This window comes from Brevibacillus porteri, from assembly GCF_003013475.1.
Classification (GTDB): Bacteria; Bacillota; Bacilli; order Brevibacillales; family Brevibacillaceae; genus Brevibacillus; species Brevibacillus porteri.
On record NZ_PXZO01000037.1, the window covers coordinates 17,948 to 44,898 of the forward strand.

The window sequence follows — 26,951 nt, forward strand, 5'->3', positions numbered from 1 at the left end:
GTCAGATTACCCTCCTTTACTTCTTCTTGTTTGCTACTGTACGGCGTGGACCTTTACGCGTACGAGCATTTGTTTTAGAACGTTGACCGCGAACTGGAAGTCCACGACGATGACGGATGCCACGGAAGCAACCGATTTCCATCAGACGCTTGATGTTGAGGGAGATCTCACGACGGAGGTCACCTTCCACCTTCACAGTTTTGTCGATGTACTCACGAAGTTTGTTTACTTCGTCTTCTGTCAGATCGCGAACACGAGTGTTAGCGTCTACGCCAGTAGAGGACAGAATTTTTTGAGACGTGGGGCGGCCAATACCAAAAATGTAGGTAAGAGCAACTTCAACGCGTTTTTCGCGCGGCAAGTCTACGCCTGCAATACGTGCCATGTGTCAAAAGCACCTCCTTGTTTACCCTTGTTTTTGCTTATGCTTCGGATTTTCACAAATAACCATTACGTTACCTTTGCGACGGATAACCTTGCATTTCTCGCAGATCGGTTTAACCGAAGGTCTCACTTTCATGGTTCTTGCCTCCCTTTTCTAGGGGTTTTGCTTACTATTTATAGCGGTACGTAATACGTCCGCGGGTTAAGTCGTACGGCGACAGTTCAACAGTTACTTTATCCCCCGGCAGGATACGGATAAAGTGCATGCGGATTTTTCCTGAGACGTGAGCGAGGACTTTATGTCCATTCTCTAATTCTACTCGAAACATAGCATTTGGCAAAGGTTCGATTACCGTACCTTCCACCTCAATTACATCATCTTTTGCCATGGTAAACTCTCCTTTCTTCTGCTCTTCAGTCGGACCATGAGTTTTGCGAAATGATCACACAACGAACTTATCGTCGACACGTTGGACGACAATCCCGAAGCATTCGGAACTACCGTTTTTATGTCCGTGTAAAAATCTCATAGCCATCTTCCGTAATCGCGATGGTGTGTTCAAAATGAGCACAAGTTTTCCGATCCACTGTTACTACCGTCCAATTGTCCTCCAATGTGCGGACATAACGTTCGCCGGCATTTACCATTGGCTCAATTGCCAACACCATGCCCGGTTTTAACCGCGGTCCTCGATCAGGAGGGCCGTAGTTAGGAACCTGTGGATCTTCGTGCAAGTTTTGCCCGATCCCATGCCCCACATACTCGCGAACGAGTGTGAAGTCGGCAGCTTCTGCATGAACCTGAATCGCATGAGAGATATCGGATAAGCGTCCACCCGGAACAGCTTTTTCAAGCCCCTTGTACAACGACTCTTCCGTTACTCTGAGCAGCTTCTGGTTTTCTGTTGAAATCTTACCGACCGGATACGTCCAAGCGGAGTCGCCATGGTAACCCTGAAACTGGGCACCAATGTCGATACTGATAATGTCTCCTTCTTGCAACGCCCGTTTACCTGGGATCCCGTGTACGAGTTCTTCATTGACTGAAGCACAGATACTTCCTGGAAAGCCACCATAGCCTTTAAACGATGGAATTGCTCCCATGCTTCGAATAAAGGTCTCGGCAATTTCGTCTAGCTGCTTCGTCGTGACACCAGGCTTGATCGCCTTGGCCAGTTCTTGATGGGTGAGTGCGACGATACGACCAGCTTCGCGCATAACCTCAAGTTCTGCTTTCGACTTTAGGATAATCATTCGCAATTACCCTCGCAACAAAGACTTAATTTCCGCAAACACTACCTGGATATCTTGTTCTCCATCGATATCTCGCAGAAGTTCCTGTGCGGAGTAGTAGTCGATAAGTGGCTGTGTTTGAGCGATATTTACGTCAAGGCGTTGTGTTACCACTTCGATCTTGTCGTCTTCACGCTGATACAGCTTACCACCATCTTTATCACATACGCCAGCCTCTTTTGGAGGATTGAACATCGTGTGATAGCTAGCACCGCAAACAGGGCAGATCCAGCGACCGGTCAGACGTTCAATCAATTGCTCGCGTTGAACGTTGATGTTAATTACATGGTCAATTTCGCGTCCCAGCTCTTTTACTGTAGCTGTCAACGCTTCTGCCTGAGGAACTGTGCGCGGAAAACCATCTAAGAGGAATCCCTTTGCGCAGTCTTCCATCGAAAGGCGTTCCCGCACAATACCAATGACGACCTCGTCTGGGACGAGATGACCTTTATCCATGTAGGATTTAGCCTCTAGTCCGAGCGGCGTTTCGTTTTTGACCGCAGCTCGGAACATGTCGCCAGTCGAAATGTGCGGGATGTCAAACTCTTCTACGATACGTTCTGCCTGTGTCCCTTTACCGGCTCCAGGCAGTCCCATCAGAATTATATTCACGTCCATTCCCTCCGTCCCATCAAAAAAGCTACAAAAGCTTTTCTGTAAACATCTAAGTCATTACTTGATAAACCCTTGGTAGTGGCGTTTGATCATTTGACTTTCAATCTGCTTCATTGTATCCAAGCATACCCCGACCACGATCAAGAGCGATGTACCGCCAATGAAAATGGATTGCGGCAAGTTTGCAATACTACCGAAGAAGAATGGCAAAATGGCAATTGTCATAAGGAACAAGGCGCCCGCCAATGTTAACCGGTTTAATGTACGAGTAATGAATACCTCAGTGTTTTTACCAGGTCGGATACCAGGAATGTAACCACCATTTTTTCTCATGTTTTCTGCCATTTGTACAGGGTTGATCTGTACGAATGTGTAGAAGTAGGTGAATCCGAGAATCAAGATAGCGTAGAGCGTCATTCCTAATGGTTTGTTGACTTGGAAGTTCTGATAAATCCAGTTAGCAAATCCTTGTCCAGATGCATCCACCCAGAACTGAGCAATCGTTGACGGGAACATTACCAGCGATACCGCAAAGATAACAGGAATAACACCAGCAGAGTTGATTTTCAGCGGAATGTGGGTAGATTGACCACCGTACATTTTGCGTCCAACCACTCGTTTCGCATATTGCACTGGAATCTTACGAAGACCTTGCTGCATAAAGATAACCCCGACAATAATGGCGAGGACCACCAATAGGATAAGCAGAACCTTGACGATGCTGAAAAAGATGTTTACAGATGGATCACCAAACATCGTGGTGTAAATCGTCGCAGCTGCATTAGGCAATCCAGCAACGATCCCGGCAACGATCAGGATCGAAATCCCGTTACCGATACCATTCTCCGTAATCTGTTCCCCCATCCACATCATGAATGCGGTCCCAGCTGTCAAAGTCAACGCAATGAGTGCATAGCTGCTAACCGACGTGTCGTTTAGCAAACCAGGCGCCATATTGTTGAATCCAATCGTCATCCCTACAGACTGAATCAAACCAAGGATGATGGTAGCGTAACGGGTAACGGTGGCAATCTTACGACGGCCAACTTCCCCTTCACGTGCCCATTGCGTAAGCTTAGGCACAACATCCATGGACATCAGCTGCATGATAATCGATGCCGTAATGTACGGCATGATACCCATGGCAAAAATCGAGAAGTTTTGCAGTGCTCCACCTGAGAAGGTGTTTAACAAGCCCAGTAGTTGGTTTGTATTCTGCTGAAACAACTCGACATTTACGTTAGGAACTGGCACAAAGCTTCCGATCCGGAAAACAACCAGCATCATGAGCGTAAAAAGGATCTTGCGACGAAGGTCGCTAATTTTAAAAATGTTAGTTAAGGACGCTAACATTAGATCACCTCGGTTGTTCCACCGACTTGAGCGATCTTCTCAGCAGCTGCTCCGGAGAACTTGTGAGCTTTTACAGTCAGCTTCACAGTCAGTTCACCGTTAGCAAGAACCTTAACACCGTCGCGCAGCGCGCTGATAACACCTGTTTCTTTCAACAGCTCAGGTGTTACTACAGTGCCCTCTTCGAAACGGTTCAGCGCGTCCAAGCTAACAATCGCAAATTCTTTGCGGCTGATGTTAGTGAAACCACGCTTAGGCAGACGACGGTACAATGGGTTTTGACCACCCTCGAATCCTGGGCGAACACCTCCGCCGGAACGAGCGTTTTGACCTTTGTGACCTTTACCAGCAGTTTTGCCAGTACCGCTACCAATACCGCGACCGATGCGCTTACGAGTGTGACGGGATCCTTCTGCAGGTTGCAGTTCATGCAATTTCATACGTTGCACCTCCTAACTAATTGAGATGTTCAATTAAGCTTCTACTTCTTTCACTTCAACCAAGTGCTTCACTTTGAAAACCATTCCACGGATTGCAGCGTTATCTTCCTTCACTACAGTGGAGTTGATTTTGCGAAGACCCAGAGCTTTTACAGTGTCTTGTTGGTCAACAGTGCGACCAATCAAGCTGCGTTTGAGGGTGATTTGCAATTTTGCCATTTTCATTCCCTCCTTATTAACCCAACAACTCGTCAACAGTCTTACCGCGCAGTTTCGCGACATCTTCCGCTGTTTTCAGACGGCCGAGGCCTTCCAGCGTAGCGTTGACCATGTTGATAGGATTGTTGGAACCAAGAGACTTACTCAAAATATCGCCTACACCAGCCAGTTCGAGTACGGCACGAACAGGTCCACCAGCGATAACACCTGTACCAGGGGCAGCAGGCTTGATGAGAACCTTACCAGCGCCGAATTGGCACAGTACTTGGTGCGGAACAGTTGTTCCTCTCATCGGTACACGGATCAATTTTTTCTTAGCATCGTCAATCGCTTTGCGAATGGCGTCTGGAACTTCTTGAGCTTTACCCATACCAGCACCTACGTGGCCGTTACGGTCTCCCACAACAACCAAGGCGCTGAAGCTCATACGACGTCCACCTTTAACCGTTTTTGCTACACGGTTAACTGCGACTACTTTTTCTTCGAGCTCTAATTTGCTAGGGTCGATACGCATTCCTTACCCTCCTTGTTGTTAGAATTGCAGACCAGCTTCACGAGCTGCTTCTGCCAGTGCTTTAATACGTCCATGATAGATGTAACCACCGCGGTCAAAAATCACTTCAGTCGCACCTTTTTCTTGTGCACGCTTAGCGATCAGTGTGCCAACAGCTGTAGCAGCTTCCACGTTAGCGCCATTATTCAGGCCCAGCTCTTTATCCAAAGAAGATGCGGATACCAGTGTTACGCCAGTTGCATCGTCGATCAATTGAGCGTAGATGTGCTTAGAAGAACGGAATACGTTCAGACGCGGGCGAATGGTAGAACCAATCACGCGTTTGCGGATTCGCAGATGACGTTTTTTCCGAGCTTTGTTTTTATCAGCTTTCGTAAACATTAAGCGGCCTCCTTTCTCATGAAGCTAGAAGCTTATTTACCTTTTTTACCTTCTTTACGACGAACCACTTCATTGCTGTACTTGATACCTTTACCTTTGTATGGCTCAGGTTTGCGCAGGGAACGAATCTCAGCAGCAACTTGGCCTACACGCTCTTTGTTGATACCTTTAACAATCAGAGTCGTTTGGTTAGGTACATCGATTTCGATACCCGCTTCTGGAGTAACTTCCACTGGGTGGGAGAAACCAAGAGAGAGAGTAACACCGTTGCCAGACTTGGCAGCACGGTAACCTACACCGACCAGTTCCAGGGTACGAGTGAAGCCTTCAGATACGCCAGTTACCATGTTGGATACCAGCGCACGAGTCGTACCATGCAGGGAACGGTGAAGTTTGTTATCGCTTGGACGCTCTACTACTACTTCGTTTTCAGCGATGTTGATTTTGATATCTTCATGGAAGCTACGAACGAGTTGACCCTTAGGGCCTTTTACCGTCAGCTCAGTACCGTTCAGAGTGAGGGTAACGCCTGCAGGGACCACGATCGGTTTTCTACCGACACGAGACATGTGGTGCACCTCCTGTGCTATTTACGATCTATTAATTACCAAATGTATGCGAGAACCTCTCCACCAACATGTGCTTGACGAGCTTGCTTGTCAGTCATTACACCAGTGGATGTAGAGATGATCGCGCAACCGAGACCACCCAAAACCTTAGGTACTTCATTGTTCTTTGCATAAACACGAAGTCCTGGCTTGGAGATACGTTTCAGACCTGTGATGACGCGCTCGTTGCTCGCACCATATTTCAGGAATACGCGGATGATTCCTTGTTTGTTGTCTTCAACAAACTCCGCATCGCGGATGAAGCCTTCTTCTTTCAGAATGCGCGCGATTTCCTTCTTGATGGTGGACGCCGGGATTTCCACTTTCTCGTGGCGAACCATGTTGGCGTTACGAATACGTGTCAACATATCTGCGATTGGATCAGTCATAACCATGAGAGAAAACCTCCTTCCCGTTTCAAATTACCAGCTTGCTTTTTTCACGCCTGGAATTTGACCTTTATAAGCAAGTTCACGGAAGCAAATACGGCAGAGTTTGAATTTGCGCAATACGGAGTGAGGACGTCCGCAACGCTCGCAACGAGTGTACGCGCGTACTGCAAACTTCGGCTGCCGCTGTTGCTTGATGATCATTGATTTCTTTGCCACATTCTTCCCTCCTTACGAGTGGGTTTATTTACGGAATGGCATACCCATTTGAGTCAGCAACTCACGAGCTTCCTCATCCGTTTTCGCGGAAGTAACAATAACGATGTCCATACCACGAACTTTATCAATTTTATCGTACTCGATCTCAGGGAAGATCAGTTGTTCCTTCAGACCGAGTGTGTAGTTACCGCGACCGTCAAAAGCCTTGGAAGAAATTCCACGGAAGTCACGAACACGCGGGAGAGATACGTTCATCAATTTGTCGAGGAAGTGGTACATACGCTCGCCGCGCAGAGTAACCTTTGCACCGATCGGCATACCTTCACGCAATTTGAAACCCGCGATGGATTTCTTAGCCTTTGTTACTACAGGCTTTTGACCAGCGATGATTTGCAGGTCTTCAATTGCAGTATCCAAGGACTTAGCGTTAGCTACCGCTTCGCCTACACCCATATTGATGATGATCTTTTCTACTTTCGGCACTTGCATGATGGAAGTGTAGTTGAACTTGCTCATCAAGCCAGGCACGATTTCGCTCGTATACTTTTCTTTCAATCTTGTTGCCATCTAGGATATCCTCCTTTCCAACCTGACTACTTGTCGAGTACTTCGCCAGACTTTTTCGCGTACCGAACTTTCTTGCCGCTATCCAATACTTTGTAACCGATGCGAGTAGCTTTTCCGGACTTCGGATCGATCAAAGATACGTTGGATACGTGAATAGCTGCTTCTTGAGTCACAATGCCACCTTGCGGGTTAGCTTGGGACGGACGGCTGTGTTTCTTCACGAGGTTGATACCTTCAACCAGAACGCGTTCTTTCTTCGGATAAGCAGCGAGAACGCGACCTTTTTTGCCTTTATCTTTGCCCGCATTTACGATAACAGTGTCGCCTTTTTTAACGTGCATCGCTTGGTGCACCTCCTATCGAACAAACTGCCTGAGTTTTGCCGTTCAATTAGATAACCTCTGGAGCCAGAGAGATGATCTTCATGAAATCCTTATCGCGGAGCTCACGAGCCACAGGTCCAAAGATACGAGTACCACGAGGGGATTGATCGTCTTTGATAACTACAGCTGCATTCTCATCGAACTTGATGTAAGAACCATCGTTACGACGAACGCCACTTGCTGTGCGTACTACAACCGCTTTAACTACTTGACCTTTCTTGACAACGCCGCCGGGTGTAGCGGATTTTACGGAGCACACGATAACATCCCCGATGTTCGCCGTTTTGCGACCGGAACCACCCAGAACCTTGATGCACATGAGTTCCTTAGCACCGGAGTTGTCAGCAACAGCCAATCTCGTTTGAGTTTGGATCATTTACTGTTCCTCCTTTCGGATTTATCTATCCGAAAATCTGACTTATACGATTACTGCCTCTTCAACGATACGTACCATACGGAAACGCTTGTCTTTAGACAATGGACGAGTTTCCATGATTTCTACGATGTCGCCAACTTTTGCTGCGTTGTTCTCATCGTGAGCCTTGAACTTTTTGGAGAATTTCATGCGTTTACCGTACAATGGGTGTGTCTTGTAAGTTTCAACAAGAACAACAATGGTTTTATCCATCTTGTCGGAAACGACGCGACCTACAACGGTTCGACGCATATTGCGATCTGCGGTCATCGTTCAAACCTCCTTCCTATAATTAGCCGATTCCCAATTCTCTCTGGCGCAGGACGGTTTTCGCACGAGCAATATCCTTACGCACTTGTTTGATACGAGATGTGGTTTCGAGTTGACCGGTAGCCAACTGGAAACGAAGGTTGAACAACTCTTCTTTCAAAGAAGTAACGTTTTGTTCGAGCTCGGCAGTGGTCAAATTACGGTACTCATTAGCCTTCATGTGCGTCACCACCCACTTCTTCACGCTTCACGAACTTGCACTTGATAGGCAGTTTGTGCATAGCCAGACGCATAGCTTCGCGAGCGACTTCTTCAGGAACACCAGCAAGTTCAAACATGATCTTGCCTGGCTTCACTACCGCTACCCATTTCTCAGGAGAACCTTTACCGGAACCCATCCGTACTTCGAGCGGTTTTTGTGTAACTGGTTTGTCAGGGAAAATTTTAATCCAGACTTTACCACCACGTTTAATGTAACGGGTCATTGCAATACGGGCAGCCTCGATTTGACGGTTGGTTACCCAAGATGGTTCCATTGCTTGCAATCCGTATTCACCGAACGCAACAGTGGTACCGCCTTTTGCGTTACCTGCCATTTTCCCGCGGTGTTGTTTACGGTGTTTCACGCGTTTTGGCGTCAACATGATTACTTGCCTCCTTCCTCAGTAGCGACGTTCTTTCTCGCTGGAAGGACTTCTCCACGATAGATCCACACTTTAACACCGATGCGACCATAAGTGGTATGTGCTTCAGCAGTACCGTAGTCGATGTCAGCGCGCAATGTGTGAAGCGGAACAGTACCTTCGCTGTAACCTTCAGAACGTGCGATGTCCGCGCCGCCAAGACGACCGCTTACCAAGGTTTTGATACCTTTAGCACCTGAGCGCAGCGAACGAGTGATCGATTGCTTTTGCGCACGGCGGAAAGAAATGCGGTTTTCCAATTGGCGTGCAATATTTTCAGCTACCAGAGTAGCATCCAGATCCGGACGTTTTACTTCGTTGATGTTGATATGAACGCGTTTGCCAGTCAGTTCGGTCAAAGTTTTGCGCAGAGTTTCAACCTCTGAACCACCTTTACCAATTACCATACCAGGCTTAGCGGTGTGAATCGTAACGTTCACGCGATTAGCTGCGCGTTCGATTTCGATCGTGGATACAGCAGCATCCTTCAGACGCCCTTTTACATACTTACGGATTTTCAAGTCTTCGTGCAACAGAGTTGCGAAGTCCTTGTCAGCGTACCATTTGGACTCCCAGTCACGAATGACACCGATCCGAAGACCTACCGGGCTTACCTTTTGACCCACACGTAATCCCTCCTTATTTCTCGTTTAGTACCACTGTGATGTGGCTCGTGCGTTTATGGATGCGGCTAGCGCGACCCATAGCGCGCGGACGGAAACGCTTCAACGTAGGACCTTGGTCTACGAAGATTTTGCCTACTACCAAGCTATTTGGATCCAGCTCATAGTTGTGCTCAGCGTTTGCAATAGCCGACTTCAGGAGCTTTTCAACAACTGGAGAAGCTGCCTTTGGCGTGTGTTTCAAGATCGCCAAAGCTTCACCTACTTGCTTGCCTCTGATCAAGTCAACCACCAGGCGGACTTTACGAGACGCGATGCGAATATTCCGTGCAACTGCTTTTGCTTCCATCTTTGTACCTCCTCTCTGTCAAGAGAAAATTAGCGCTTCTTGGACTTCTTGTCGTTGTCGACGTGACCCTTGAAGGTACGAGTTGGTGCGAATTCACCCAATTTATGACCAACCATGTCTTCCGATACGTATACAGGTACATGTTTGCGGCCATCGTAAACTGCAAACGTGTGTCCTACGAAATCAGGGAAGATGGTGGAACGGCGAGACCATGTTTTGATCACGCGTTTCTCGTTCTTTTCATTTTGCTCGTCAACTTTTTTCATCAAGTGGTCATCCACGAAAGGACCCTTTTTTAAGCTACGTCCCATTAGTGAACCTCCCTTCGCCATAGGCGTTCGGTTATAGTATCAGCCTACCTTACTTTTTACGGCGGCGGATGATGTACTGGTCGGACTTGTTCTTCTTCTTACGAGTCTTGAGGCCCAGGGTTGGTTTACCCCAAGGAGTAACAGGAGCCTTACGACCGATTGGAGCGCGACCTTCACCACCACCGTGTGGGTGATCGTTAGGGTTCATTACGCTACCGCGAACTGTCGGGCGAATACCCAACCAGCGGGAACGTCCTGCTTTACCGATGTTCAGCAATTCGTGATCTTGGTTACCTACTTGACCGATGGTAGCGCGGCATACGTTATGAATGCGGCGAGTTTCACCGGAAGACAGGCGTACGATTACGAATTCACCATCACGACCAAGCAATTGAGCAGAAGTACCAGCAGCGCGAACCAATTGGCCACCCTTACCAGGTTTCAGCTCGATGTTGTGGATGGTAGTACCTACCGGGATTTTCTCCATTGGCAGTGCGTTACCGATTTTGATGTCGGCATCTGCTCCGGATACAATCTGGTCGCCCACTTTCAGGTTTTGTGGAGCGATAATGTAACGCTTTTCACCGTCTGCATAGTTGATCAGCGCGATGTTAGCGGAACGGTTTGGATCGTATTCAATGGTTGCTACGCGACCAATGATACCATCTTTGTTACGTTTGAAGTCGATAATACGGTATTTACGTTTGTGACCGCCACCTTGATGACGAACGGTAATTCTACCTTGGTTGTTGCGACCAGCTTTTTTGCTGAGAGGCGCCAACAAGGATTTTTCGGGAGTCGACGTGGTGATCTCCTCGAAAGTAGAAACCGTCATTTGGCGACGACCAGGAGAAGTCGGTTTAAACTTTTTGATACCCATGTTAATACCCTCCTTTTCGGTAGTCGTCGAGGTTATACTCCCTCGTAGAAGGCCAATTCTTTGCTGTCATCAGTCAGCTTAACGATTGCTTTCTTCCACTCGGATGTGTAACCGGAGTATTTTCCGTAGCGTTTTGGTTTCGCAGGTACACGAACTGTGTTAACTGCTTCTACTTTTACGCCAAATACTTTTTCAACAGCTTGTTTGATTTCTGTCTTGTTGGCTTTGAGAGGTACTTCGAATACGTACTTTTTCTCAGCCATCATGTCAGTGGTGCGCTCGGTAATGACAGGGCGTTTAAGGACATCATGAAGGCTCTTCATTAGGCGAGCACCTCCTCTACTTTCGCAATCGCTTCTTTCGTCACGATTACTTTGTCATGCGCTACCAGATCAAGAACGTTAATGCCTGCAGCATCTACGATTTTTGCACCTGGAATATTGCGGGAAGCAAGAGCTACGTTTTGGTCGTACTCGGAAGTAACGATCAGAACTTTGCGATCTGCTTTCAAGTTGTTCAGAACAACTGTCATTTCTTTCGTTTTAGGAGCTGCAATGTTCAGAGCATCCAAAACCAACATTTCATTGCTTTGTACTTTTGCGGAGAGTGCGGATTTCAGTGCCAAACGGCGAACTTTACGGTTCAGTTTGTAACCGTATTTGCGCGGAGTTGGACCGAATACAACACCGCCACCTTTCCATTGCGGAGAGCGAATGGAACCTTGGCGTGCACGTCCTGTACCTTTTTGGCGCCATGGCTTGCGGCCACCACCACGTACTTCAGAACGGTTCTTTACATCATGTGTACCTTGACGTTGGGATGCTTGTTGCATCACGATCGCATCGTACAGAACTGCGCTGTTAGGCTCAATCCCAAATACGCTGTCTGCCAGATCGATTTCGCCAACTTGAGAACCGCTTTGGTTATAAAGAGCTACTTTCGGCATGTCAGTTCCTCCTTTCCTTACTAGTTCTTCTTGACTGCCGTGGAAACCAGTACGCAGCCGTTTTTCGGACCAGGCACGGAGCCTTTTACGAGAATCAAGTTGCGTTCTGCGATAACTTTAACCACTTCCAGGTTTTGAATGGTAACGTTGTCTCCACCCATTTGACCTGGCAGGGTTTGGCCTTTAAATACACGACCTGGATCGACAGCACCCAAAGAACCTGGGCGGCGATGGTAGCGTGAACCGTGAGCCATAGGACCGCGGGATTGATTGTGACGTTTGATCGCACCTTGGAAACCTTTACCCTTGGTTACGCCGGCAACGTCAACGAATTCTCCCTCAGCAAAAATGTCAGCCTTCAACTCTTGACCAACCTCATAGTCAGCGAGGTTTACTCCGCGAATTTCGCGAATGAAGCGCTTAGGAGCAGTGTTAGCTTTTGCTGCATGGCCTTTTTCCGGCTTGTTAGCGCGCTGTTCTTTTTTGTCTTCGAAGCCGATTTGAATTGCTTCATAACCGTCGTTCGCAACGTCTTTCTTCTGAAGAACTACGTTAGAACCTGCCTCGATAACCGTTACAGCAATCGCTGTTCCGTTTGGACCAAAAACTTGACTCATTCCAAGTTTTTTCCCTAAGATTCCTTTGGTCATTTGTGCCACCTCCTGTGCTTATTTCAGTAAAACGCTTTATGTTGTATCAAGTCCCCATCGATGCGCAGGGGTGCCATTTAAGGGTTTGTTGCTTGGTATAACACGCTTATCAAGACAACGTCTGCGCGTGTATCGCTTTTTGGGACCTTACAGTTTAATCTCGATGTCCACACCAGATGGCAGATCCAGACGCATCAGAGCATCTACTGTTTGTGGTGTAGGATTCAAGATATCGATCAAACGTTTATGTGTACGCATCTCGAATTGCTCACGAGAATCTTTGTACTTATGAACCGCACGCAGGATCGTGTAAATTGCTTTCTCCGTAGGAAGTGGAATTGGACCGGATACGTTAGCACCGGAACGCTTCGCAGTGTCCACGATTTTCTCTGCGGACTGATCCAGGATTTTGTGATCATACGCCTTCAAACGAATACGAATCTTTTGCTTTGCCATTGAAGTCCCTCCTTTTTCGCCCATTTTTTAAACAGACATTTCTCCGTGGAAATATCCTGCACCCCAGTCATGGCAAAGGGCCCGGGTGTGTCAGCAACCTCCCACATCATCGCAAGTCCATGACCAACATTCAATATTGTACTAAAAAGATCTGGGCAACGCAAGTTTTTTCTTGGGTTTCCGTATATTTTTTTTGTACATGGTGTGCCTACTGAATGACTCACCTTGATCATCTTACAGATTTCTGCGAAGAAAGGCAAGCGGGATTACCTGCCAACTCGCCGAGTAATCTATCTATAATAGAAGGAAGACGTTATACTTATGATTGTAATCGTTATGAAATGGAGGTTTTCCTCAATGTCTGATGTGAATCAAACCCCTTATGAAATCATTGGCGGTGCAGATACCTTGACCCGTCTTGTCGATACCTTTTATGATCTGGTAAAGCAGCATCCCGATATTACCGAACTCTTCCCTGAAGATTTAACCCAAGTAAAGGAGCGACAATATCAGTTTTTGACACAGTTTCTCGGTGGTCCAAGCCTGTATTCGGACGCCCATGGCCATCCAATGCTGAGAGCACGGCACATGCCGTTCCCTATTGGACCTATACAGGCAGAGGCTTGGCTCGCTTGTATGGATAAAGCCATGGATCTGACTGGACTCGAAGGCGAGATTCGGAAGCAAATCTTTGATCGCTTGCGTTTAACCGCCCACCATATGGTCAATAAGTGGGATCAATAAGAAAAAGCGTAGGACAATTACTGTCCTACGCTTTTGTTGTTATATCAGGCGTTGCTGCCGCACGTGTGGCTTTCGATCCCACCAGACTACGCGATCCCAAATAAACACCGCCTACGATCATACACAGTGCTAGTAAGTGTACGAGTTGAAGGCTTTCTCCCAGGAATATCGCCGCAAATACCAAACTGGCCATTGGCATTCCATTTAGGAAAACAGCCGTTCGACTCGCTCCCAGCTGGCGTATCCCATAATTCCAGCCGATCGAGCCGAGCGCTGTTGATAGCGCACCTGAAGCAAATATTACAAGCCACTGGAAGGAAGAAACGTCCAAAGAAAGATAATAGGAAGCTGGTTGAACAGTCAATGCAACTCCCCACAAGAAGATGACCCCAAACATTTGCGATAATGCCGTAATTAAAAGTACCGGTACCCCTCTTACGACCAATTTCCGTATGAGTAAACCACCCGTTACATACATGAGCATGGAGAAAAACATAATGGCATCTCCCCAGCCATTCATATGAAGGCCACCGTGCTGAGAGATGACCACAATCAATACTCCGGCAAAGCCCATTCCAATGCCAAGCCCTTTTTTCAACGACATGCCTTCCCCTAAGAGAAGCATCGCCAAGAGCGCCGTTGCCAATGGATTTAATCCAAGAATAAGCGACGCATTTCCTGCTGTCGTATATTGAACACCCGCCGCAAGCGTTATTTGATGAAGCGCGATAGAACTAGCACCGACTCCAGCCAACAAAAACCAATCTGTTTTGCTAAATCGCAAACTCTTTCTGTATAAGAAGATGAGTGGCGATAAACAGATTCCACCGACTGTCATGCGTATAGCGGCAACATATAATGGAGGGAACGTTGCTAAATATTTGACCATGACCACGTTCAATCCCCACAGCGTGACAACACCCGCAAGCATAAGAAACAATAATCGCTCATTATTTTTCATCTCTAGTATCCCCCATCCAATCCTGATGGTATTGTAGCATATTGCTACGAAAGGCAAATTGAATGATTTTGATGGGAGTTATTTAAAAATTCGATAAAAGCACATAAAAAAACCCGACAACCAAAGTTGTCGGGTTTTGTGTATCAGTAAAACCTAAGCGTCGATAGAAGCTACAACGCCTGCGCCTACTGTACGGCCACCTTCGCGGATCGCGAAGCGAGTACCTTGTTCCATCGCTACTGGAGCGATCAGTTCTACAGTGAACTCAGTGTTGTCGCCAGGCATGATCATTTCAACGCCTTCTGGCAGTTGGATGATACCTGTTACGTCAGTTGTACGGAAGTAGAATTGTGGACGGTAGTTAGCAAAGAAAGGAGTGTGACGTCCGCCTTCTTCTTTGGACAGAACGTAAACTTCTGCTTTGAACTTCGTGTAAGGCTTAACGGAACCTGGTTTCGCCAAGCATTGTCCACGCTCGATGTCGTTACGGTCTACACCGCGCAGAAGAGCACCGATGTTGTCACCAGCTTGAGCGGAATCCAGCAATTTGCGGAACATCTCAACGCCAGTTACAGTAGTTGTTTTTGTTTCTTCAGCCAAACCGATGATCTCAACTTGGTCACCAACTTTTACTACACCGCGCTCTACGCGACCAGTAGCAACAGTACCACGACCAGTGATCGTGAACACGTCCTCTACAGGCATCAGGAACGGCTTGTCAGTTGCGCGCTCAGGAGTTGGGATGTAGGAATCTACAGCTTCCATCAGCTCAACAATTTTCTTAGCCCAGTCACCAGTTGGGTTATCCAAAGCTTCTTTAGCAGAACCTTTGATTACTGGAGTGTCGTCACCTGGGAACTCATATTGAGACAACAGGTCACGAATTTCCATTTCAACCAGTTCCAACAACTCTTCATCGTCTACCATGTCGCATTTGTTCATGAATACTACGATGTAAGGTACGCCTACTTGCTTGGAGAGCAGGATGTGCTCGCGAGTTTGTGGCATAGGGCCATCAGCTGCGGATACAACCAGGATAGCGCCGTCCATTTGAGCAGCACCAGTAATCATGTTTTTCACGTAGTCAGCGTGACCAGGGCAGTCAACGTGAGCATAGTGACGGTTGTCAGTTTCGTACTCAACGTGAGCAGTGTTGATTGTGATACCGCGCTCTTTTTCTTCTGGAGCAGCGTCAATTGCAGCATAGTTCATAGCTTGTGCTTTACCGCTCTGTGCCAATACAGTTGTAATAGCAGCAGTCAGGGTAGTTTTACCATGGTCAACGTGACCGATAGTACCAATGTTAACGTGTGGTTTATTACGCTCAAATTTCGCTTTTGCCATGAGAGGAAAGCCTCCTTATAGATAAGGGTTTTATGGTTTGAAGAAAGGTTTACCTTACAAATGGTTGTCCCTTCCATATTGTAAACCTTTCTGATTGCAAGATAAAGCTGTAACCTGTAATTATTCGCCTTTAGATTTCTTGATGATCTCTTCAGCGATAAATTTAGGTACTTCTTCGTAGTGGTCGATCACCATGGAGTAAACGCCACGGCCTTGGGTACGGGAACGAAGAATTGTGGAGTAACCGAACATCTCGGACAGTGGTACCATCGCACGGATTACTTGTGCATTTGCACGAGCTTCCATACCTTCGATACGACCGCGGCGGGAGTTCAGGTCGCCCATTACGTCGCCCATGTACTCTTCTGGCATTGTAACTTCTACTTTCATGATTGGCTCGAGCAGTACTGCGCCACATTTTTTCGCAGCTTCCTTCAATGCGAGGGAACCTGCTACTTTAAATGCCATCTCGTTAGAGTCAACATCATGGTAGCTACCGTCTACGATAGTAGCTTTGATATCAACCAGCGGGAAGCCGGCGATAACACCATTTTTCATGGACTCTTCGATACCCGCTTGAACAGCAGGGATGTATTCGCGTGGTACTACACCACCAACGATTTTGTTTTCGAATTGGAAGCCTTGACCAGCTTCGAGAGGAGCAAATTCCACCCAAACGTGACCGTATTGACCACGACCGCCGGACTGACGAACGAATTTACCTTCCACTTTCGCTGCGTTACGGAATGTTTCACGGTAAGCAACCTGTGGAGCACCTACGTTCGACTCAACTTTAAATTCGCGTTTCAGACGGTCAACGATGATCTCCAAGTGAAGTTCACCCATACCGGAGATGATAGTTTGACCAGTCTCTTCGTCTGTACGAGTTCTGAACGTTGGATCCTCTTCAGCCAGTTTGGACAGGCCGATACCCATCTTGTCTTGGTCTGCTTTGGATTTTGGTTCGATCGCAACAGAGATAACTGGCTCTGGGAAGTCCATAGACTCGAGGATTACAGGAGCCTTTTCATCACACAGAGTATCACCAGTTGTTGTATCTTTCAAACCTACAGCTGCTGCAATGTCACCGGAGTAAACCGTTTGGATCTCTTCACGGTGGTTTGCGTGCATTTGCAGGATACGGCCTACACGCTCACGTTTACCCTTAGTAGAGTTGAGAACGTAAGAACCGGAATTCAGTACACCGGAGTATACACGGAAGAATGTCAAACGACCAACATACGGGTCAGTCATGATCTTGAACGCAAGAGCAGAGAACGGACCGTTGTCGTCAGCTGGACGATCAACTTCATCTTCAGTATCTGGCAATGTACCTTTAATTGCAGGGATATCTACCGGAGACGGCAGGTAAGATACTACGTTGTCCAGCATAGGCTGAACACCTTTGTTCTTGTAAGAAGAACCGCACATTACCGGCGTCAGTTTGCACTCAATAGTTCCCTTACGCAGAGCAGCACGGATTTCGTCGTTGGTCAGCTCTTCGCCTTCCAAGTACTTCATCATGAGCTCTTCGTCTTGTTCTGCAGCTGCCTCAACCATCGCCATACGAAGTTCTTCGCAACGAGCGAGCAGGTCAGCAGGGATTTCAGCGGAGTCAGAAGTTTTACCCAAATCATCGGTATATACGATTGCCTTCATTTCGATCAGGTCAACCATACCTTTGAATTGATCTTCTGCACCGATTGGATATTGGATTGCTACAGGATTTGCACCCAGGCGAGATTTGATCTGACCCAAGCACATATCGAAGTTAGCACCCATGATATCCATTTTGTTGATGTAGCACATGCGTGGTACGCCATAGCGGTCAGCTTGGCGCCATACGGTTTCGGTTTGTGGCTCAACGCCACCTTTTGCGTCAAAAACGGTTACAGCACCGTCAAGAACGCGCAGGGAGCGCTCAACTTCTACAGTGAAGTCTACGTGGCCTGGTGTATCGATGATGTTGATACGATGACCAGCCCATTGAGCAGTAGTAGCAGCCGAAGTGATCGTGATACCACGCTCTTGCTCTTGTTCCATCCAGTCCATGGTTGCTGCACCTTCGTGCACCTCACCAATTTTATGAACGCGACCAGTGTAGAACAGAATACGCTCAGTAGTCGTCGTCTTACCAGCATCGATGTGAGCCATGATACCGATATTACGCGTATTCGGCAAAGAGAACTCGCGAGCCATTAGGTATGCTCCTTCCATACTCGAGTTTGAGAATAAACGGGTATCCAATACGGACACCCGATTCAATTCCTACCAGCGATAGTGAGCAAACGCTTTGTTCGCTTCAGCCATCTTGTGCGTGTCTTCACGCTTTTTAACTGCTGCACCGGTGTTGTTAGCAGCGTCCATGATCTCGTTAGCAAGACGTTGTTCCATGGTTTTCTCTCCACGGTTACGGGAGTAGTTAACCATCCAACGCAGACCAAGAGTGGTACGGCGCTCCGGTTTTACTTCGATTGGTACTTGGTAGTTAGCACCACCTACACGGCGAGCTTTAACTTCCAGTACTGGCATTACGTTTTTCAGTGCTTCTTCAAACACTTCCATCGGGTTGCGACCTGTGCGCTCCTGGATGATGTCAAATGCGTTGTAGAGAATGTTCTGAGCTACACCACGCTTACCATCCAACATCAGGCGGTTAATCAAGCGAGTAACCAACTTGCTGTTGTGAATAGGATCTGGCAGCACGTCACGACGGGTTACAGGACCTTTACGAGGCATCGTATTCCCTCCTTCTTTTCGATATAAAGTCACGCCACTTCACAGGCGTTTGTCTTATTTCTTTTTCGCTGCAGCTGCTGCTTGACCTGGCTTCGGACGCTTAGTACCGTACTTGGAACGACCTTGTTTACGGTTGTTCACACCAGCAGTGTCAAGTGCACCACGAACGATATGGTAGCGTACCCCTGGCAAGTCTTTTACACGACCGCCGCGCACCAGCACGACGCTATGTTCTTGCAGGTTGTGGCCAATACCACCGATGTAAGCTGTTACCTCGATTCCGTTTGTCAAACGCACACGAGCGTATTTACGCAACGCGGAGTTCGGTTTTTTCGGAGTCATGGTACCTACACGAGTGCAAACACCACGTTTTTGAGGAGAGCTTTGGTTGGTTTGGCTTTTCTTGAAGCTGTTGTACCCCTTTTGAAGAGCTGGGGACTTCGACTTCACAACCTTATCCTCGCGACCTTTACGCACCAATTGGTTAATTGTAGGCATGATGTTACCTCCCTTCTTAATACCCAATCTTCAAGACCACAGATCCAGGTGAGTCATTTTTAGGTCAAATAGAAAGTCCTTGTCCAGTATTACGCAACGTGTAATCACAGACAAAAACATCGTCAACCACTTTTTTTAATCGCAGCAGTAGCTGCCCCCACTTCAATTCCGCACGCTTTGCCTAAACGACGCATGGAATCTACATGGATGACTGGAACACCCTTCTCTTTGCAAAGGAGCTCGACTTTTTGGGTCAAACGCTTATCTGCATCGACAGCGATATACACTGCTTCTACCTGTTGGCTTTCAACAGCTTTAATCGTCTGCTTAATGCCGATTGTCAAGTCCTTGGCCCGCTCGACTTTTTCATAAGACATGATTCTCATATCCTCCAAAGTACAGATGTCAGGCACACTTGAATATAATATCAGGTGGGCTAGTTGTTGTCAACGCCCATTTGATATTTTTTATTTAGGAAAGCGCCCACCAATTGGTGATGGGCGCTTTTCCCGCAATTACTCTACAGAAACTGCTTCTTGCTCAGCCTTCGCTGCTTCCAGCTCTGCTTCGTAATCTACTTGGCTAGCAACTTTTACATTGCGGTAACGTGACATACCGGTACCTGCTGGAACCAGCTTCCCGATAATAACGTTCTCTTTCAAACCTAGCAAGCGGTCCACTTTTCCTTTGATCGCTGCATCGGTAAGAACACGAGTCGTCTCCTGGAAGGATGCTGCCGACAGGAAGGAGTCGGTTTCGAGGGATGCTTTGGTGATCCCGAGAAGAACCGGACGACCTACTGCTGGACTTCTGCCTTCCATGAGCGCTTTTGTGTTCGCTACTTCAAATTCTGGTACCTCAACATAGGAGCCTGGCAAGAGGTCAGTATCTCCGCTGTCGATGACACGCAGTTTGCGCAGCATCTGGCGAATCATAACCTCAACGTGCTTGTCGTTAATTTCTACCCCTTGCATACGGTAAACTTTTTGTACCTCTTGCAAGATGTAGTTGGAAACGCCGCGCATGCCACGAACTTTGAGCATTTCTTTCGGGTCTACGGAACCTTCCGTGAGCTCATCACCAGCATTCAGCTTGACACCAACAGAAACCTTGATGCGAGAGCCATACGGTGCTGCATACACTTTATTTTCCGCTTCTCCACGTACTTCGATTTCGCGACGATCTTTCCCTTCGCGAATGTCGACGACTTCACCATCGATCTCGGAGATGACTGCTTGCCCTTTTGGATTACGCGCTTCGAACAACTCCTGAATACGCGGCAAACCTTGGGTAATATCGTCTCCCGCAACCCCACCGGTATGGAAGGTACGCATGGTCAGCTGGGTACCCGGCTCACCAATGGACTGAGCAGCGATAATACCAACCGCTTCTCCCACTTCCACCTCGGCACCTGTCGCCAGGTTGCGTCCGTAGCACAGTTTGCAGACACCATGGCTGGTGCGGCAAGCAAGTACGTTACGGATATATACGGAAGTAATACCTTCTTTTTCGATATACTCGGCAACCTCTTCAGAGATCTCCTCATTGCGGTGCACGATAATTTCTTTCGTCTCAGGGTGGCGCAAAGTCTCGAAGCAAGTACGTCCTGTCAGACGGTCAGACAGCTTCTCGATTTCTTCTTTACCATCCTTGATTGCTGTTACTCGGATACCTTTATCTGTTCCACAATCGGTTTCGCGTACGATCACGTCTTGAGCAACGTCTACCAGACGACGAGTCAGGTACCCCGAGTCCGCTGTACGCAACGCTGTATCGGCGAGACCTTTACGCGCACCGTGCGTGGAGATAAAGTATTCCAATACCGTCAGACCCTCACGGAAGTTGGATTTAATCGGCAACTCGATGATTCGACCGGATGGGTTTGCCATCAGACCGCGCATACCAGCCAGCTGAGTGATCTGGGATACGTTACCACGGGCACCGGAGTTCGCCATCATGAAGATCGCATTGAACTTATCCATGGACTTCATCAATACTTCTGTTACCTCATCCTTGGCCTTGGACCAGATAGAGATAACGCGGTCGTAACGCTCGTCTTCGGTAATTAAACCACGACGGAATTGCGTCATGACAGTTGCAACTCTCTCATCTGCCGCATCAAGGATGTCTTTTTTCTTTCCTGGTACCGCGATGTCCGCTACGGCAATCGTAATACCTGCTTTCGTCGAATACGTGAAGCCCAATTCCTTAATTCTGTCGAGGATCATGGATGTTTTCATCGTACCGAAGCGACGGAAGCACTCGGAAATAATGGTTCCCAAGAATCCTTTTTTAACAGCACCCGGATCTGGGAGGTTTTTAATGAACTCCGAAACATTTGTACCTTTATCAAATACAAAGCACTCATCTGGAACCATCGTTTGCAGGTTAGCCCTAGTCGGTGCATTGATGAACGGCAAATCAGCAGGGAAAATTTCGTTGAAGATTACTTTACCTACTGTCGTTACGATCAGCGCGTTCTCTTGACGCTCAGTAAAGCTGGTTTTGTTCAGGCGTTTCGCTGGCAGAGCGATGCGCGTATGCAGGCTGATAAAGCCTTGCTGATAAGCGGCAATCGCATCGTGAGGATCGCGATAAATCGTACCCTCGCCTTTGTCGCCTTCGCGTTCCAGCGTCAGGTAGTAGGAACCAAGCACCATATCCTGGGATGGCGTTACTACCGGCTTACCGTCTTTCGGGTTCAAGATGTTTTGCGCTGCCAGCATGAGGATACGGGCTTCCGCCTGTGCCTCAGCAGACAACGGAACGTGAACCGCCATTTGGTCACCGTCGAAGTCCGCGTTGTACGCTGTACAAACGAGCGGATGCAGACGGATCGCACGACCTTCAACCAGAACTGGTTCGAAAGCCTGGATACCCAGACGGTGCAAGGTGGGGGCACGGTTCAACAGTACCGGGTGCTCGCGAATAACGTCTTCGAGAACGTCCCAAACTTCTGGCTGAACGCGCTCAACCTTGCGCTTTGCGCTCTTGATGTTGTGAGCGAGGCCTTTGGAAACCAGCTCTTTCATCACGAACGGCTTGAAGAGCTCCAGCGCCATTTCTTTTGGCAAACCGCACTGATACATCTTCAGGTTAGGTCCTACAACGATAACGGAACGACCGGAGTAGTCAACACGCTTACCGAGCAGGTTTTGACGGAAACGACCTTGTTTACCTTTCAGCATGTGGCTGAGAGATTTCAAAGGACGGTTACCTGGTCCCGTTACCGGACGTCCACGACGACCGTTATCGATGAGCGCGTCTACTGCTTCCTGCAGCATGCGTTTCTCGTTTTGTACGATAATGTCAGGAGCACCCAGTTCGAGCAGGCGCTTCAGACGGTTATTACGGTTGATTACACGGCGATACAGGTCATTCAAGTCGGAAGTGGCAAAACGTCCACCATCCAACTGAACCATTGGACGAAGCTCCGGCGGGATAACCGGCAGTACGTCGAGAACCATCCAATCCGGGTGGTTACCGGAGTTGCGGAATGCCTCGAGCACTTCCAGACGCTTGATCGCACGGTTGCGACGCTGTCCTTGTGCCGTTTTCAAATCTTCTTTTAACGTTTCCACATCTTTATCCAGATCGATTTCAGCAAGCAGGCGCTTAATCGCTTCTGCTCCCATCATCGCTTGGAAGGAGTGGCCGTATTTCTCACGATAGTTGCGAAACTCTTTTTCGGAGAGCAATTGCTTTTTATCGAGAGGAGTGTCACCTGGATCGGTTACTACGTAAGAAGCAAAGTAGATAACTTCCTCCAAGGAACGAGGGGACATGTCGAGCACCAAGCCCATACGACTTGGAATCCCTTTGAAGTACCAGATGTGAGAAACTGGGGCAGCCAGCTCAATGTGCCCCATACGCTCACGCCGTACTTTGGCGCGGGTTACTTCCACGCCACAACGGTCGCACACTACACCTTTATAACGAACACGCTTGTATTTACCGCAATGGCATTCCCAGTCCTTGGTTGGTCCAAAGATGCGTTCGCAGAACAAGCCGTCTTTTTCCGGTTTCAGTGTGCGGTAGTTGATCGTCTCTGGCTTCTTTACTTCCCCGAAAGACCACGAACGGATCTTATCGGGGGAAGCCAAGCCGATCTTCATATATTCGAAGTTGTTCACGTCAATCACAGGGCGTTACCTCCCTTGGTACCGGAATCTTACTCTTCGTTCAAGCTTCCGCCTTCGAGAACGAGGTTCAGTTTCTCACCGTTACCTTCATCCTCGTCTTCCATTTCACGCATTTCAATCTCCTGCTCATCACCGGACAGAATCTTCACGTCCATACCCAAGCTCTGGAGTTCCTTGATCAATACCTTGAAGGACTCTGGAACACCTGGTTCTGGAACATTTTCGCCCTTAACGATCGCTTCGTACGTTTTCACGCGACCCACGACGTCATCCGACTTGACAGTGAGGATTTCTTGCAAGGTGTAGGCAGCACCGTATGCTTCCAATGCCCAAACCTCCATCTCCCCGAAACGCTGACCACCAAATTGAGCTTTACCACCCAATGGCTGTTGCGTAACAAGAGAGTAAGGACCTGTAGAACGAGCATGGATTTTATCATCGACCAAGTGAGCCAGTTTCAGCATGTATACACAACCAACTGTTACACGGCGGTCAAATGGTTCACCTGTACGACCATCAAACAAGATCGTTTTTCCGTCACGATCCAGACCTGCTTCTTCCAACGTTTCGAATACTTCTGCCTGACGTGCACCGTCGAATACCGGCGTTGCTACGTGGATACCCAGAAGCTTCGCTGCCATACCTAAGTGAGTCTCCAATACCTGACCGATGTTCATACGCGATGGTACGCCCAACGGGTTGAGTACGATCTCTACTGGAGAGCCATCTGGAAGGAACGGCATATCTTCTTCCGCCATGATGCGGGCGATAACCCCTTTGTTACCATGTCGACCGGCCATTTTGTCACCCACGGAGATTTTCCGTTTTTGGGCGATGTAAACGCGAACGAGTTGGTTTACGCCTGGTGGCAATTCGTCGCCATTCTCACGCGTAAATACTTTTACGTCTACGATGATACCGGAACCACCATGCGGTACGCGCAGGGATGTATCACGAACTTCACGAGCCTTTTCACCGAAGATGGCATGCAAGAGGCGTTCTTCTGCTGTCAGCTCAGTAACCCCTTTAGGAGTAACCTTACCAACGAGAATGTCGCCGTCCTGAATCTCCGCACCAACACGGATGATACCGCGTTCGTCCAGGTTTTTCAGAGCATCTTCCCCGACGTTTGGAATATCGCGAGTGATTTCCTCTGGACCCAGCTTGGTGTCGCGAGCTTCGGACTCGTATTCTTCAATATGGATAGACGTATACACGTCATCTTTTACAAGTTTTTCACTCAGAAGAATCGCGTCTTCGTAGTTGTATCCTTCCCACGTCATAAACGCAACGATTACGTTACGACCGAGAGCCAATTCACCTTTTTCAGTGGATGGGCCGTCCCCAATGATATCGCCTTTTTCAATCCAGTCTCCAGTGCTTACAATTGGACGCTGGTTGATGCAGGTACCTTGGTTGGAACGGATAAACTTGTGCATTTTGTATTTATCGAGATCGCCGGCAACTTTTCTACCGTCGATTTCTTGGTAACGACGAATCCAGATTTCGCGGGCCGTTACGCGCTCTACTTGACCCGGATTCTTGGCAACGATCGCCACGCCGGAGTCTTGCGCTGCTTTATGCTCCATACCAGTACCGACAAACGGTGCTTGTGGAATCAAAAGCGGAACGGCCTGCCGCTGCATGTTTGAACCCATCAGTGCGCGGTTGGCGTCATCGTTCTCGAGGAACGGAATCAGCGCAGTCGCTACGGATACAACCTGCTTTGGCGATACGTCCATGAAGTCTACCTTGTCGCGCGGTACGCTCAAGATCTCACCTTTACGACGGCAGATAACCATGTCGTTTACGAAACGGCCATCGTGATCAAGCGGCTGATTTGCCTGCGCTACGTTAAACACGTCTTCTTCATCAGCCGTCAAATAGCTGATATCAGTCAACACGAAGCCTGTTTCCGGATCTACTTTCCGACGAGGCGTTTCGATGAATCCGTAATCGTTAATGCGTGCAAAGGAAGACAGGGAGTTGATCAAACCAATGTTTGGTCCCTCCGGCGTCTCAATTGGACACATACGACCGTAGTGGGAATGGTGAACGTCACGCACTTCGAAGCCCGCGCGCTCACGCGTCAAACCACCAGGTCCGAGTGCGGACAGACGGCGTTTGTGCGTCAGCTCAGCCAATGGGTTTGTTTGATCCATGAACTGAGACAACTGCGAGCTACCAAAGAACTCCTTCAGTGATGCAATCACTGGACGGATGTTAATGAGAGCTTGCGGTGTAATTTGGTTCTGATCCTGGATGGACATACGCTCACGAACTACACGCTCCATACGGGACAAACCGATACGGAACTGGTTCTGCAGAAGCTCACCCACGGATCGCAGACGACGGTTACCCAAGTGGTCGATATCGTCTGTGGAACCAACACTGTGCAGCAGATTCATGAAATAGTTGATCGCCGATACGATATCCGCTGGCGTAATATGCTTGAAGGACTTATCTACATTTCCGTTTCCGATTACTTTGATGATCTTGCCATCTTCGATCGGAGAGAAAATATTGATAGATTGTAAATGGATTGCTTCATCTTCCAGAACGCCGCCATGCGTGCGAACGTCAATAAATCCGATGCTGCCTTCCAGAGCTGGCACAATGCGCTCCAATACACGACGGTCAATCATTTGACCTGCTTCGGCGAAAATTTCACCTGTAGTGGTATCGATCAATGTTTCAGCCAAACGTTGGTTGTACAGACGGTTTTTCAGATGAAGCTTCTTGTTCATTTTGTAACGACCAACAGAAGCCAGGTCATAGCGCTTAGGGTCGAAGAAACGAGAGATCAAGAGGCTCTTCGCATTTTCGACTGTTGGCGGCTCGCCCGGACGAAGACGCTCGTAGATTTCGATGAGCGCTTTTTCCGTAGAATCGGTATTGTCTTTTTCCAGCGTGTTCTTGATGTATTCATCTTCACCCAGCAAGTTGAGAATCTCGATGTCAGAACCAAAGCCCAACGCACGCAAAAGAACCGTTACCGGGATTTTTCGCGTACGGTCGATGCGGACATAAATTACGTCTTTCGCATCGGTCTCCAGCTCCAGCCAAGCACCCCGGTTCGGGATTACTGTAGCTGTAAACGTCTGCTTGCCGTTTTTGTCCACTTTGGTGTTGTAATATACACTGGGGGAACGAACAAGCTGGCTGACAATAACGCGCTCAGCACCATTAATAATGAAGGTTCCCGTTTCGGTCATGAGCGGGAAATCCCCCATGAAGACTTCTTGTTCCTTCACTTCTCCCGTCTCTTTGTTCAACAAACGTACCTTCACACGCAGAGGCGCCGCATAGGTGACGTCACGTTCTTTCGACTCGTCAACATCGTACTTCGGCTCTCCCAAACTGTAGTCGATAAACTCCAGCACGAGATTACCTGTGAAGTCCTGGATTGGCGAAATGTCTTGGAACATCTCACGGAGCCCCTCATCAAGGAACCACTGGTAGGACTTTTGTTGAATCTCGATGAGATTTGGAAGGCCCAGCACTTCGTTAATACGTGAATACGTACGACGCTGGCGGTGTCGGCCACTTTGAATCACTTTACCTGCCAACTTATT

36 protein-coding genes are annotated in these 26,951 nt (G+C 48.2%); 1 reads left to right on the forward strand and 35 read right to left on the reverse strand.

Going from position 1 to position 26,951, the window contains the following annotated elements:
- Positions 1-16 precede the first annotated feature (16 nt).
- The 27 genes from rpsM to rpsJ form a co-directional block, all read right to left on the reverse strand.
- Positions 17-385 carry a 30S ribosomal protein S13 gene (rpsM, locus tag C7R92_RS18540; protein WP_017247056.1) on the reverse strand — a complete coding sequence of 123 codons (369 nt, stop codon included), beginning with the start codon at positions 383-385 and terminating at the stop codon, positions 17-19.
- Positions 386-406: 21 nt separating this feature from the next.
- On the reverse strand, positions 407-520 hold the full coding sequence (gene rpmJ / locus C7R92_RS18545) for a 50S ribosomal protein L36 (protein ID WP_003333770.1): 114 nt from the start codon (positions 518-520) through the stop codon (positions 407-409).
- Positions 521-554: 34 nt separating this feature from the next.
- Positions 555-773, reverse strand: coding sequence for a translation initiation factor IF-1 (infA, locus tag C7R92_RS18550; RefSeq protein ID WP_003333772.1), 219 nt, complete (start codon positions 771-773; stop codon positions 555-557).
- A gap of 118 nt (positions 774-891) precedes the next feature.
- Entirely contained in the window at positions 892-1,638 is a 747-nt protein-coding gene (gene map / locus C7R92_RS18555; protein WP_012683998.1) for a type I methionyl aminopeptidase, read from the reverse strand.
- A 6-nt stretch (positions 1,639-1,644) separates the two neighbouring features.
- Positions 1,645-2,289 carry an adenylate kinase gene (locus tag C7R92_RS18560; RefSeq protein WP_017247055.1) on the reverse strand — a complete coding sequence of 215 codons (645 nt, stop codon included), beginning with the start codon at positions 2,287-2,289 and terminating at the stop codon, positions 1,645-1,647.
- A 60-nt stretch (positions 2,290-2,349) separates the two neighbouring features.
- Positions 2,350-3,645, reverse strand: coding sequence for a preprotein translocase subunit SecY (secY, locus tag C7R92_RS18565; RefSeq protein ID WP_069852853.1), 1,296 nt, complete (start codon positions 3,643-3,645; stop codon positions 2,350-2,352).
- Positions 3,645-4,085, reverse strand: a complete 441-nt coding sequence (gene rplO / locus C7R92_RS18570) for a 50S ribosomal protein L15 (protein WP_007716272.1) — start codon at positions 4,083-4,085, stop codon at positions 3,645-3,647. Before rplO ends, secY begins: the two co-directional genes overlap by 1 nt.
- 33 nt (positions 4,086-4,118) lie before the next feature.
- Positions 4,119-4,304, reverse strand: a complete 186-nt coding sequence (gene rpmD, locus C7R92_RS18575; RefSeq protein WP_007716270.1) for a 50S ribosomal protein L30 — start codon at positions 4,302-4,304, stop codon at positions 4,119-4,121.
- A 16-nt stretch (positions 4,305-4,320) separates the two neighbouring features.
- Positions 4,321-4,818, reverse strand: coding sequence for a 30S ribosomal protein S5 (gene rpsE, locus C7R92_RS18580; protein WP_007716268.1), 498 nt, complete (start codon positions 4,816-4,818; stop codon positions 4,321-4,323).
- Positions 4,819-4,836: 18 nt separating this feature from the next.
- Entirely contained in the window at positions 4,837-5,199 is a 363-nt protein-coding gene (rplR, locus tag C7R92_RS18585; protein WP_017247053.1) for a 50S ribosomal protein L18, read from the reverse strand.
- Positions 5,200-5,231: 32 nt separating this feature from the next.
- Positions 5,232-5,768, reverse strand: coding sequence for a 50S ribosomal protein L6 (rplF, locus tag C7R92_RS18590; protein ID WP_017247052.1), 537 nt, complete (start codon positions 5,766-5,768; stop codon positions 5,232-5,234).
- A 35-nt stretch (positions 5,769-5,803) separates the two neighbouring features.
- Positions 5,804-6,202 (reverse strand): 30S ribosomal protein S8, encoded by a 399-nt coding sequence (rpsH, locus tag C7R92_RS18595; protein WP_007716262.1) that lies wholly within the window; start codon positions 6,200-6,202, stop codon positions 5,804-5,806.
- Between the two features lie 27 nt (positions 6,203-6,229).
- A complete protein-coding gene (locus tag C7R92_RS18600; protein WP_005828830.1) occupies positions 6,230-6,415 on the reverse strand; it encodes a type Z 30S ribosomal protein S14 in 186 nt (61 codons plus the stop codon).
- A gap of 24 nt (positions 6,416-6,439) precedes the next feature.
- On the reverse strand, positions 6,440-6,982 hold the full coding sequence (gene rplE, locus C7R92_RS18605; RefSeq protein WP_007716254.1) for a 50S ribosomal protein L5: 543 nt from the start codon (positions 6,980-6,982) through the stop codon (positions 6,440-6,442).
- A 26-nt stretch (positions 6,983-7,008) separates the two neighbouring features.
- The gene (gene rplX, locus C7R92_RS18610; RefSeq protein WP_017247051.1) at positions 7,009-7,323 is read right to left on the reverse strand and encodes a 50S ribosomal protein L24; all 315 of its coding nucleotides are present in this window, start codon (positions 7,321-7,323) and stop codon (positions 7,009-7,011) included.
- Between the two features lie 49 nt (positions 7,324-7,372).
- The gene (rplN, locus tag C7R92_RS18615; protein WP_017247050.1) at positions 7,373-7,741 is read right to left on the reverse strand and encodes a 50S ribosomal protein L14; all 369 of its coding nucleotides are present in this window, start codon (positions 7,739-7,741) and stop codon (positions 7,373-7,375) included.
- A gap of 42 nt (positions 7,742-7,783) precedes the next feature.
- Positions 7,784-8,050 carry a 30S ribosomal protein S17 gene (gene rpsQ, locus C7R92_RS18620; protein WP_007716251.1) on the reverse strand — a complete coding sequence of 89 codons (267 nt, stop codon included), beginning with the start codon at positions 8,048-8,050 and terminating at the stop codon, positions 7,784-7,786.
- A gap of 22 nt (positions 8,051-8,072) precedes the next feature.
- Complete coding sequence (rpmC, locus tag C7R92_RS18625; protein ID WP_007716250.1) at positions 8,073-8,270, reverse strand: 50S ribosomal protein L29; 198 nt, start codon at positions 8,268-8,270, stop codon at positions 8,073-8,075.
- A complete protein-coding gene (gene rplP, locus C7R92_RS18630; RefSeq protein ID WP_007716249.1) occupies positions 8,260-8,694 on the reverse strand; it encodes a 50S ribosomal protein L16 in 435 nt (144 codons plus the stop codon). Before rplP ends, rpmC begins: the two co-directional genes overlap by 11 nt.
- Before the next feature lie 2 nt (positions 8,695-8,696).
- Positions 8,697-9,359 carry a 30S ribosomal protein S3 gene (rpsC, locus tag C7R92_RS18635; protein ID WP_007716248.1) on the reverse strand — a complete coding sequence of 221 codons (663 nt, stop codon included), beginning with the start codon at positions 9,357-9,359 and terminating at the stop codon, positions 8,697-8,699.
- Positions 9,360-9,372: 13 nt separating this feature from the next.
- Positions 9,373-9,705: a 50S ribosomal protein L22 gene (gene rplV / locus C7R92_RS18640; protein ID WP_017247049.1), complete on the reverse strand. Its 333-nt coding sequence runs from the start codon at positions 9,703-9,705 to the stop codon at positions 9,373-9,375.
- A gap of 29 nt (positions 9,706-9,734) precedes the next feature.
- Positions 9,735-10,016, reverse strand: a complete 282-nt coding sequence (gene rpsS, locus C7R92_RS18645; protein WP_007716246.1) for a 30S ribosomal protein S19 — start codon at positions 10,014-10,016, stop codon at positions 9,735-9,737.
- Between the two features lie 49 nt (positions 10,017-10,065).
- Positions 10,066-10,896, reverse strand: a complete 831-nt coding sequence (gene rplB / locus C7R92_RS18650; protein WP_007716245.1) for a 50S ribosomal protein L2 — start codon at positions 10,894-10,896, stop codon at positions 10,066-10,068.
- A gap of 32 nt (positions 10,897-10,928) precedes the next feature.
- The gene (rplW, locus tag C7R92_RS18655) at positions 10,929-11,219 is read right to left on the reverse strand and encodes a 50S ribosomal protein L23 (RefSeq protein WP_007716243.1); all 291 of its coding nucleotides are present in this window, start codon (positions 11,217-11,219) and stop codon (positions 10,929-10,931) included.
- The gene (gene rplD / locus C7R92_RS18660) at positions 11,219-11,842 is read right to left on the reverse strand and encodes a 50S ribosomal protein L4 (RefSeq protein ID WP_017247048.1); all 624 of its coding nucleotides are present in this window, start codon (positions 11,840-11,842) and stop codon (positions 11,219-11,221) included. The genes rplW and rplD overlap by 1 nt, the downstream gene beginning before the upstream one ends.
- 20 nt (positions 11,843-11,862) lie before the next feature.
- Positions 11,863-12,492, reverse strand: a complete 630-nt coding sequence (gene rplC / locus C7R92_RS18665) for a 50S ribosomal protein L3 (RefSeq protein WP_017247047.1) — start codon at positions 12,490-12,492, stop codon at positions 11,863-11,865.
- A 147-nt stretch (positions 12,493-12,639) separates the two neighbouring features.
- Positions 12,640-12,948: a 30S ribosomal protein S10 gene (rpsJ, locus tag C7R92_RS18670; RefSeq protein ID WP_007716236.1), complete on the reverse strand. Its 309-nt coding sequence runs from the start codon at positions 12,946-12,948 to the stop codon at positions 12,640-12,642.
- Between the two features lie 357 nt (positions 12,949-13,305).
- On the opposite strand from rpsJ, the gene C7R92_RS18680 reads away from it, so the two are divergent.
- Complete coding sequence (locus tag C7R92_RS18680) at positions 13,306-13,692, forward strand: globin domain-containing protein (RefSeq protein ID WP_017247045.1); 387 nt, start codon at positions 13,306-13,308, stop codon at positions 13,690-13,692.
- 25 nt (positions 13,693-13,717) lie between these two features.
- On the opposite strand, the gene C7R92_RS18685 is transcribed toward C7R92_RS18680, so the two are convergent.
- From C7R92_RS18685 to rpoB, 8 genes are all read right to left on the reverse strand, one after another.
- Entirely contained in the window at positions 13,718-14,653 is a 936-nt protein-coding gene (locus C7R92_RS18685) for a DMT family transporter (RefSeq protein WP_106835263.1), read from the reverse strand.
- A gap of 153 nt (positions 14,654-14,806) precedes the next feature.
- The gene (tuf, locus tag C7R92_RS18690; protein ID WP_017247043.1) at positions 14,807-15,997 is read right to left on the reverse strand and encodes an elongation factor Tu; all 1,191 of its coding nucleotides are present in this window, start codon (positions 15,995-15,997) and stop codon (positions 14,807-14,809) included.
- Between the two features lie 120 nt (positions 15,998-16,117).
- Complete coding sequence (fusA, locus tag C7R92_RS18695; protein WP_017247042.1) at positions 16,118-18,196, reverse strand: elongation factor G; 2,079 nt, start codon at positions 18,194-18,196, stop codon at positions 16,118-16,120.
- Positions 18,197-18,265: 69 nt separating this feature from the next.
- Positions 18,266-18,736 (reverse strand): 30S ribosomal protein S7, encoded by a 471-nt coding sequence (rpsG, locus tag C7R92_RS18700; protein WP_007716226.1) that lies wholly within the window; start codon positions 18,734-18,736, stop codon positions 18,266-18,268.
- A 54-nt stretch (positions 18,737-18,790) separates the two neighbouring features.
- On the reverse strand, positions 18,791-19,234 hold the full coding sequence (gene rpsL, locus C7R92_RS18705; RefSeq protein ID WP_005828873.1) for a 30S ribosomal protein S12: 444 nt from the start codon (positions 19,232-19,234) through the stop codon (positions 18,791-18,793).
- A 122-nt stretch (positions 19,235-19,356) separates the two neighbouring features.
- On the reverse strand, positions 19,357-19,611 hold the full coding sequence (locus C7R92_RS18710; RefSeq protein ID WP_017247041.1) for a 50S ribosomal protein L7ae-like protein: 255 nt from the start codon (positions 19,609-19,611) through the stop codon (positions 19,357-19,359).
- A gap of 138 nt (positions 19,612-19,749) precedes the next feature.
- Complete coding sequence (gene rpoC / locus C7R92_RS18715) at positions 19,750-23,376, reverse strand: DNA-directed RNA polymerase subunit beta' (RefSeq protein ID WP_106835264.1); 3,627 nt, start codon at positions 23,374-23,376, stop codon at positions 19,750-19,752.
- Positions 23,377-23,405: 29 nt separating this feature from the next.
- Entirely contained in the window at positions 23,406-26,945 is a 3,540-nt protein-coding gene (rpoB, locus tag C7R92_RS18720; protein WP_017247039.1) for a DNA-directed RNA polymerase subunit beta, read from the reverse strand.
- Between the last annotated feature and the right edge of the window lie 6 nt (positions 26,946-26,951).

Bases quoted from the DNA above. Each gene is read 5' to 3' on its own strand.
- rpsM (WP_017247056.1), bottom strand. From the start codon at position 385: ATGGCACGTATTGCAGGCGTAGACTTGCCGCGCGAAAAACGCGTTGAA.
- rpmJ (WP_003333770.1), bottom strand. From the start codon at position 520: ATGAAAGTGAGACCTTCGGTTAAACCGATCTGCGAGAAATGCAAGGTT.
- infA (WP_003333772.1), bottom strand. From the start codon at position 773: ATGGCAAAAGATGATGTAATTGAGGTGGAAGGTACGGTAATCGAACCT.
- map (WP_012683998.1), bottom strand. From the start codon at position 1,638: ATGATTATCCTAAAGTCGAAAGCAGAACTTGAGGTTATGCGCGAAGCT.
- secY (WP_069852853.1), bottom strand. From the start codon at position 3,645: ATGTTAGCGTCCTTAACTAACATTTTTAAAATTAGCGACCTTCGTCGC.
- rplO (WP_007716272.1), bottom strand. From the start codon at position 4,085: ATGAAATTGCATGAACTGCAACCTGCAGAAGGATCCCGTCACACTCGT.
- rpmD (WP_007716270.1), bottom strand. From the start codon at position 4,304: ATGGCAAAATTGCAAATCACCCTCAAACGCAGCTTGATTGGTCGCACT.
- rpsE (WP_007716268.1), bottom strand. From the start codon at position 4,818: ATGCGTATCGACCCTAGCAAATTAGAGCTCGAAGAAAAAGTAGTCGCA.
- rplR (WP_017247053.1), bottom strand. From the start codon at position 5,199: ATGTTTACGAAAGCTGATAAAAACAAAGCTCGGAAAAAACGTCATCTG.
- rplF (WP_017247052.1), bottom strand. From the start codon at position 5,768: ATGTCTCGTGTCGGTAGAAAACCGATCGTGGTCCCTGCAGGCGTTACC.
- rpsH (WP_007716262.1), bottom strand. From the start codon at position 6,202: ATGGTTATGACTGATCCAATCGCAGATATGTTGACACGTATTCGTAAC.
- rplE (WP_007716254.1), bottom strand. From the start codon at position 6,982: ATGGCAACAAGATTGAAAGAAAAGTATACGAGCGAAATCGTGCCTGGC.
- rplX (WP_017247051.1), bottom strand. From the start codon at position 7,323: ATGCACGTTAAAAAAGGCGACACTGTTATCGTAAATGCGGGCAAAGAT.
- rplN (WP_017247050.1), bottom strand. From the start codon at position 7,741: ATGATCCAAACTCAAACGAGATTGGCTGTTGCTGACAACTCCGGTGCT.
- rpsQ (WP_007716251.1), bottom strand. From the start codon at position 8,050: ATGACCGCAGATCGCAATATGCGTCGAACCGTTGTAGGTCGCGTCGTT.
- rpmC (WP_007716250.1), bottom strand. From the start codon at position 8,270: ATGAAGGCTAATGAGTACCGTAATTTGACCACTGCCGAGCTCGAACAA.
- rplP (WP_007716249.1), bottom strand. From the start codon at position 8,694: ATGTTGACGCCAAAACGCGTGAAACACCGTAAACAACACCGCGGGAAA.
- rplV (WP_017247049.1), bottom strand. From the start codon at position 9,705: ATGGAAGCAAAAGCAGTTGCACGGAATATTCGCATCGCGTCTCGTAAA.
- rpsS (WP_007716246.1), bottom strand. From the start codon at position 10,016: ATGGGACGTAGCTTAAAAAAGGGTCCTTTCGTGGATGACCACTTGATG.
- rplB (WP_007716245.1), bottom strand. From the start codon at position 10,896: ATGGGTATCAAAAAGTTTAAACCGACTTCTCCTGGTCGTCGCCAAATG.
- rplW (WP_007716243.1), bottom strand. From the start codon at position 11,219: ATGAAGAGCCTTCATGATGTCCTTAAACGCCCTGTCATTACCGAGCGC.
- rplD (WP_017247048.1), bottom strand. From the start codon at position 11,842: ATGCCGAAAGTAGCTCTTTATAACCAAAGCGGTTCTCAAGTTGGCGAA.
- rplC (WP_017247047.1), bottom strand. From the start codon at position 12,492: ATGACCAAAGGAATCTTAGGGAAAAAACTTGGAATGAGTCAAGTTTTT.
- rpsJ (WP_007716236.1), bottom strand. From the start codon at position 12,948: ATGGCAAAGCAAAAGATTCGTATTCGTTTGAAGGCGTATGATCACAAA.
- C7R92_RS18680 (WP_017247045.1), top strand. From the start codon at position 13,306: ATGTCTGATGTGAATCAAACCCCTTATGAAATCATTGGCGGTGCAGAT.
- C7R92_RS18685 (WP_106835263.1), bottom strand. From the start codon at position 14,653: ATGAAAAATAATGAGCGATTATTGTTTCTTATGCTTGCGGGTGTTGTC.
- tuf (WP_017247043.1), bottom strand. From the start codon at position 15,997: ATGGCAAAAGCGAAATTTGAGCGTAATAAACCACACGTTAACATTGGT.
- fusA (WP_017247042.1), bottom strand. From the start codon at position 18,196: ATGGCTCGCGAGTTCTCTTTGCCGAATACGCGTAATATCGGTATCATG.
- rpsG (WP_007716226.1), bottom strand. From the start codon at position 18,736: ATGCCTCGTAAAGGTCCTGTAACCCGTCGTGACGTGCTGCCAGATCCT.
- rpsL (WP_005828873.1), bottom strand. From the start codon at position 19,234: ATGCCTACAATTAACCAATTGGTGCGTAAAGGTCGCGAGGATAAGGTT.
- C7R92_RS18710 (WP_017247041.1), bottom strand. From the start codon at position 19,611: ATGTCTTATGAAAAAGTCGAGCGGGCCAAGGACTTGACAATCGGCATT.